Origin of the sequence: Polaromonas sp., from assembly GCF_030682935.1 — a bacterium.
In the GTDB taxonomy this organism is placed as follows: Bacteria; Pseudomonadota; Gammaproteobacteria; order Burkholderiales; family Burkholderiaceae_C; genus Polaromonas.
The window spans coordinates 1-6,571 of record NZ_JAUXNA010000368.1; the positions used below are offsets into that span (position 1 = coordinate 1).

General features: G+C 66.2%; 6 protein-coding genes. All 6 read right to left on the bottom strand.

The annotated features are described in order from the left end of the window. Positions 1-19: 19 nt before the first annotated feature. Positions 20-229, bottom strand: coding sequence for a hypothetical protein (locus Q8K05_RS16950; protein WP_305247785.1), 210 nt, complete (start codon positions 227-229; stop codon positions 20-22). Next, entirely contained in the window at positions 226-1,866 is a 1,641-nt protein-coding gene (locus Q8K05_RS16955; RefSeq protein ID WP_305247786.1) for a monovalent cation/H+ antiporter subunit D, read from the bottom strand. The genes Q8K05_RS16950 and Q8K05_RS16955 overlap by 4 nt, the downstream gene beginning before the upstream one ends. After that, positions 1,863-2,222 carry a Na+/H+ antiporter subunit C gene (locus Q8K05_RS16960; RefSeq protein WP_305247790.1) on the bottom strand — a complete coding sequence of 120 codons (360 nt, stop codon included), beginning with the start codon at positions 2,220-2,222 and terminating at the stop codon, positions 1,863-1,865. The genes Q8K05_RS16955 and Q8K05_RS16960 overlap by 4 nt, the downstream gene beginning before the upstream one ends. Before the next feature lie 2 nt (positions 2,223-2,224). Further along, positions 2,225-5,083 (bottom strand): monovalent cation/H+ antiporter subunit A, encoded by a 2,859-nt coding sequence (locus tag Q8K05_RS16965; RefSeq protein WP_305247787.1) that lies wholly within the window; start codon positions 5,081-5,083, stop codon positions 2,225-2,227. 121 nt (positions 5,084-5,204) lie between these two features. Beyond that, positions 5,205-6,293, bottom strand: a complete 1,089-nt coding sequence (locus tag Q8K05_RS16970; RefSeq protein ID WP_305247788.1) for a calcium/sodium antiporter — start codon at positions 6,291-6,293, stop codon at positions 5,205-5,207. Positions 6,294-6,313: 20 nt separating this feature from the next. After that, positions 6,314-6,571 (bottom strand): YqhA family protein (locus Q8K05_RS16975; protein ID WP_305247789.1); only part of this gene is annotated, 258 nt, incomplete at its 5' end.

Sequence of the window (6,571 nt, forward strand, 5' to 3'; positions counted from 1 at the left end):
CAGGGCAATGGCCAAACGATCAATAAACGGAAAATCCTGACGAATGACTTGATGTAAGAAGCGCATGCGCTGCCACAGGCAGGAAGTCATGCAGCAGGCGCGGCACCACGAGGCCTATCAGCACGGCCGAGATCAGGTGTACCGGCGCCAGCGTGTGCTGCAGCAGCAGCCAGCTGACCGCCAGCAAGACCGACAGCCAGGGGTGACCGAACCAGCGGGCTTTTTTCATGGTGTATCTCCCTTGGCGGGCAGTATGACTTCGCCCTCACCGGCGCGGTAAGGCCGGGTGGTTTGGGCTGCCGCGCCGCCCACCGGTCCCAGCACGGCTTCGGCATAGGCGGCGCGGTCGGCCAGTTGCGCTGCGGTGGCATCGGTGTAGCGCTTGAGCGGCGAGGCCGCCACCGCCAGCACCAGGCTCAGCGACAGCAGCCCCAGCGTGGCCAGGGTCAGGCGCGAGCTGGTGCCTGCCTGGGCCGGCTGGCCGTCCGGCGGCAGCACGTTCCAGAACAGGATGGAGCCGGCACGCGCCAGACCGACCAGCGTCAGGATGCTGGTCACCAGCACCACGCTCCAGACCCACACATGGGCCGGCGTCAGGGCGGAGCTTTCAAGAATCATGAGCTTGCCCAGAAAGCCGGGCAGCGGCGGCAGGCCGGCGACAGACGCCGAGCCCAGCAGCGTCATCAGTCCCAGCAGCACCGGCTGGGCGACCGGCGCGGCCGGTTGCAGCCGGTCGCCCGCAGCGCCGCGCTGGGAGGCCACCAGCTCGACCAGCAAAAACAGCGCAGCGACCACCAGCGTGCTGTGCATCATGTAATACAGCGCGGCCGACATGGCCGCTGGCGTGAACAGGCCAATGCCCGCCAGGATGGTGCCGACCGAAGCCACCGTGAGGTAAGACACCAGCCGCGCCAGGCTGTGCGCGGCCAGCGCCCCCAGCACACCCATGGCAATGGTCACCAAGCCCACCGGCAACAGCCAGGGTTCGGCTGCCAGGGCGGCGTGTCCCGCGCCTTCGCCCAGAATCACGGCATGCACGCGGATGATGCTGTACACGCCGACCTTGGTCATGATGGCAAACATGGCGGCAACCGGCGCGCTGGCCGCGGCGTAGGTGCCGGGCAGCCACAGGTAGAGCGGCACGATCGCCGCCTTCAGGCCGAACACGACCAGCATTACCAGCGCGCCCGCCTTGAACAGCGCGGCCTCCTGCGGGCCAAGCTGGGCCACACGCAGCGCCAGGTCGGCCATGTTGAGGGTACCTGCGACGCCGTAAATGATGGCCAGGCCGACCAGAAAAAGCGCCGAAGCCACCAGGTTGAGCACCACATAGTGCACGCCTGCCTTGAAGCGCTCGCGGCCCTGGCCGTGCACCAGCAGCACATACGACGCGATGAGCAGCACTTCAAAGAATACAAACAGGTTGAACAGGTCGCCCGTCACGAAGGCGCCCGACACGCCCATCAACAAAAAGTGGAACATGGTGTGAAAGTGCCGGCCATGCGCATCCCAGCCGCCAGCGGCATACCAGAGCACGGGCACCGCAATGGTCCAGGTCAGCGCCAGCATCATGGCGCTCAGGCGGTCGATCACCAGCACAATGCCAAACGGTGCGGGCCAGCCGCCCAGCGGATAGACCGTCAGCGTGCCCACGGCCGCCTCGCTCATGAGTCGCCAGGCCAGCACCGCACCCAGCAGCACGCTGGCCATGCTGAGCAGCCGCCGGCGTTGCAGCAGCCGCCCGCCGTGATTGGCCTCGCCGCCGTCGTCGCCCATCAGCAGCAGCGCGGCGGCCGTGAACAGCGGCAGCAGCACCGGCAGCACCGGCAGGTGCGTGGAAAAAATCGCGTTCAGGAACTCGCTCATGCTGCTTCGTCCCTGGCCTTGCCGGAGCGGTGGCCGGGCTCGTGCCCGTCCACATGGTCGCTGCCGGTTTCATGGCGGCTGCGCAGCGCCAGTTCAATCACAAAGCCCGTGGTGGCAAAGCCGATCACGATGGCGGTCAGCACCAGCGCCTGCGGCAGTGGATCGGCGACGCGCCCGGTGGCCGAAAGAATCGGGGCGGCATCCTGCCAGAGCCTGCCCATGGCGAAGATGAACACGTTGACCGCGTAGCCCAGCAGGCTCAGGCCCAGCACTACGGGCCAGGTGCGTCCGCGCAGGATCAGGTAAATGCCGGTAGCGGTGACCAGGCCAATGCCGCTGGCCACCAGGAATTCCAGGCTCATGGTTGAACTCCTGTTGAGGGGATTGGCAACTTGGCAGCACCCGTTTCGCGGGTCACGGCCCCCAGGGTGGACAGCGTCAGCAGGGTAGCGCCGACCACGGTGATGTAAACACCCAGGTCGAACAGCGCGGCGGTGGCCAGCGGCAGCTCGCCCAGCAGCGGTACATAAGGATGGCCGTTGGCACTGGTCAGGAAAGGCTGGCCGAGCGCGAAGGCGCCGACGCCCGTCAGCCCTGCAATGCCCAGGCCCATGCCGATCCAGCGCACGAAGCGGCTTCCGCCATCGGCCCGCAGCAGGGTCTCGGCGCGCGACTGGCCCATGGCCATGTACTGCAGCACCAGCGCCACCGCGGTGATCAGTCCGGCAATGAAGCCGCCGCCCGGCTGGTTGTGGCCGCGCATGAAGATGTAGAGCGTCACGACCAGCGCCAGCGGCAGCACCAGGCGTGCGGCCACGCGCAGCATCAGCGGCTGGGCGGCAAAGGTCCAGGGCAGGCCGCCGCCGTCAGCCGCCGGGCGGCGCGTGCGCATGCCGTCCATCAGCGCCAGCACGCCGACGGCCGCGATGGCCAGCACCGTGATTTCGCCAAAGGTGTCATAACCGCGGAAGTCCACCAGGATCACGTTGACGACGTTGGTTCCGCCGCCCGCTACAGCCGAATTGTTCAGGAAATACCAGGCAATCGAGTCGTGGTCGCGCGTCAGCATGACCCAGGCCAGCCAGGCGAGGCCGCCGCCTCCCCCCAGCGCCAGTACGCCATCGCGCAGCCGGCGCGCCACGGTGGATTCGCGCGGCGTTTGCCGTGGCAGCAGTGCCAGGCCCATCAGCAGCAGCACGGTCGCCACCACTTCGACGGTGAGCTGCGTCAGCGCCAGGTCGGGTGCCGAAAAGCTGACAAAGGTCAGCGCGGTGACCAGGCCAATCACGCCAGCGACCACCACCGACTGGAAGCGGTCATGGTGGCGCAAGACCAGCCAGCCGCAGGCCAGCAGCAGCAGGCCCCACAGCACCAGCGCGGGCACAGTCACGGGCAGCAGGGCGCGCGTCCCGGTGCCGGGCGCATCGCCCGACAGCAGGGGCGCGGCCGCCACGGCCACCGTGGCCATCAGCATCCAGGCGGTGTAGCGTTGCAGCGAGGCGTTTTCCAGCAGCGTCGTGATGCGACCGGCGCTGCCGAACAGGCGGTCCGTGCCGCGCGTGAACAGGTTCAGCCCGGTCAGCAGGCCAAACCAGTTTTCGGAGTTCAGGCGGTGCAGCCGGCCACCGCGCGCCAGCGTGAAGTAGAGGGCCGCGCCTCCGGCCAGTGCCAGCACGCTCAGCAGCAGCGGCAGGTTCAGGCCGTGCCAGATCGCCAGCTGGTATTCAGGCGGGGCCGTGCCCAGCATGGCGGTTGCGGCCACCAGCACCATGGGCCCGAGCAGCAGCGACGGCAAGATACCGACCGCGATGCAGACCACCGCCAGCAGGGCCACCGGCGCCTTCATGCCCATGGGCGGCTCATGCGGATGCGGGCGCGGCAGGTTGCGTGCAGGCCCGTTGAAGAAAATATCGTGGACCAGCCGGACCGAGTAGGCCACGCTCAGCAGCGCGGCCAGGGTGGCCAGGGCGGGCACCATCCAGCGCCAGCCGCCCGCCTGGGCGAAGGTCACGGTTTCGGTCAGGAACATTTCCTTGGACAGAAAACCATTGAACAGCGGCACGCCTGCCATCGCGGCGGCCGTGACCATGGCCAGGGTCGCGGTCCAGGGCATGAGATGCCGCAGGCCGCCGAGCAGGCGCATGTCGCGCGTGCCGGTTTCATGGTCGATGATGCCCGCCACCATGAACAGCGACGCCTTGAAGCTGGCATGGTTGAGGATGTGGAACATCGCCGCCACGGCCGCCAGCGGCGAGCCCAGCCCGATCAGGAAGGTGATCAGCCCGAGGTGGCTGATGGTCGAGTAGGCCAGCAGGGCCTTGAGATCGTGTTTGAAGATCGCAACAAAGGCCGCAAACGCCATCGTCACCAGCCCGGTGGTGCTGACAATGCCGGCAAAGAGTTCGGTGCCGCCTATGACAGGCGTCAGGCGGGCCAGCAGGAAAATGCCGGCCTTGACCATGGTGGCCGAGTGCAGGTAGGCTGATACCGGCGTCGGCGCCGCCATGGCCTGCGGCAGCCAGAAATGGAAGGGGAACTGCGCGCTCTTGGTGAAGCAGCCCAGCAAAATCAGCAGCAAGGCGGCGGGGTAAAGCGCATGGGCCTGGATACGCGCGCCCTGGTCCAGCATCTGGCTCAACTCGTAGGTGCCGGCAATCTGGCCCAGCAGCACGAAGCCGCCCAGCATGGCCAGACCGCCGCCGCCGGTAATGGCCAGCGCCATGCGCGCGCCCTCACGCGCATCGGCGCGGTGCTGCCAGTAGCCCACCAGCAAAAACGACGACAGGCTGGTCAGTTCCCAGAACACGATCAGCAGCAGCAGGTTGTCTGACAGCGCGATGCCCAGCATGGCCGCCATGAACAGCATCAGGGTGCTGAAGAACTTCCCGGCCGGGTCGTTCTTGCCCAGGTAGAAATGGGCGTACAGGATGATAAGCAGGCCAATGCCGGTGATCAGCAGTGCAAACATCAGCGCCAGACCGTCCAGCCGCAGCCCCAGGTTCAGGCCGATTTCGGGCACCCAGGGGATGAACTCGTACAGCACCTCGCCGCGCATGACGGCGGGCGCCTGCATCAGCAGCAGGGCCAGGCTGGAAGCCGTAATGGCGGCCGCAATCCAGGCCGTGCGGCCGCGGTGGCCGGCCGATGGCCGGGCGCCAGACCAGCCGGTCAGCAGGGTGCCCAGCAACAGCGGCAAGAAAATAATCAAAAGTAACAAGGTCTGGATCTCTTTCAACGAGCGTTCGTTCTAGGTGGTCACTTTTGAGGACCGGATCGCCGGCGGTGAACCCTCGGTTCAAGACGCTGGCCAGCGGCGGGCGGGCGGCTTTGTGCGCCGCTCAGGATGCGCTGCCCGGGGGCTTGCCGCGTCTGAGCAACACCACGACCAGCGTGATCACCGTGATGGGAATGACAAAACTCATCATGGCCCCGGAAAACAGACCCAGTGCATCGTGTTGCTGGGTGGCCAAAATCAGGTAGGTCACATAGGCGGCGTAGTAAATGACAAATACGCCGCCTTCCCAGCGGGCGATTTCATGGCCGGTCATGAACACGGGCAGGCAGGCCAGGGCGACCGCAATCATCACCCAGATGTCGAAATTGAGGATTGCTGCGGGCATGACCAGACCGAGATCGCCCGATACGATGCCCGCCAGGCCGAGGCAGCCCAGGATGTTGAAGGTGCCGCTGCCCACCACGTTGCCGACTGCGATGTCGCGCTCGCCCTTGATGGCCGCCATGACCGAGGTGGCCACTTCCGGCATGGAGGTGCCGGCGGCAACGATGGTCAGGCCAATCACCAGGTCGCTCACGCCCAGGGCCTTGGCAAAGATGGTCGAGGCCGTGACCAGCCAGTCGGAACCGAGCACCAACAAGCCCAGCCCGATCACGATCAGCAGCAGTTGCATCGGCAGCTTGGCGTCCCAGCCGCCGGCCACGGCAGGCTTGATTTCAGCCGCGTATTCGTCCTGCGCGGCACGGGTTTCGGCGCGCGACTGCACGATCAGGAACACCGTGTAGGCGATCAGCAGCGCGAACAGGATCGCACCGTCGAGAAAGCCGAGCTTGCCGTCCAGGCCGAGCACCAGCAGCAGCAGGGACGCGCCAATCATGATCGGCACCTCCTGGCGAATCAGCTGGATGTTGACCACCAGTGGCGTGATCAGCGCCGACACGCCCAGCACAAACAGCACATTGAAAATATTGCTGCCGACCACGTTGCCGATCGCGATGTCGGTCTGACCGTTCAGGACTGCTCCGGTCGAGACGGCCATCTCGGGGGCGCTGGTGCCGAAGGCAACGATCGTCAGGCCGACGACCAGCGGCGAGATGCCGAAGGACAGCGCCAGCTTGGACGCGCCGCGCACCAGCAGCTCGGCCCCCGCCACCAGGCCGATCAGGCCGCCAATAAAGAGCAAAATGGTCATTTCGGGCCTTGCGTGAAAGTTCAGTGCTGGGTGTTCTGGGCGGGCGTCATCATGCGATCGGTCAGCGCAATGGCCAGCGCGCTGAGCAAGAAGGTGATGTGAATCACCGTCTGCGCGATCAATACCCGGTCGGTGTAGTTGTCTGCATTGATGAATGTTTTGAGCAGGTGAATCGAACTGATGCCAATGATGGCCGTGGCCAGCTTGACCTTCAGCACCGACGCATTCACATGGCTCAGCCATTCCGGCTGGTCGCGGTGGCCTTCCAGGTTCAGGCG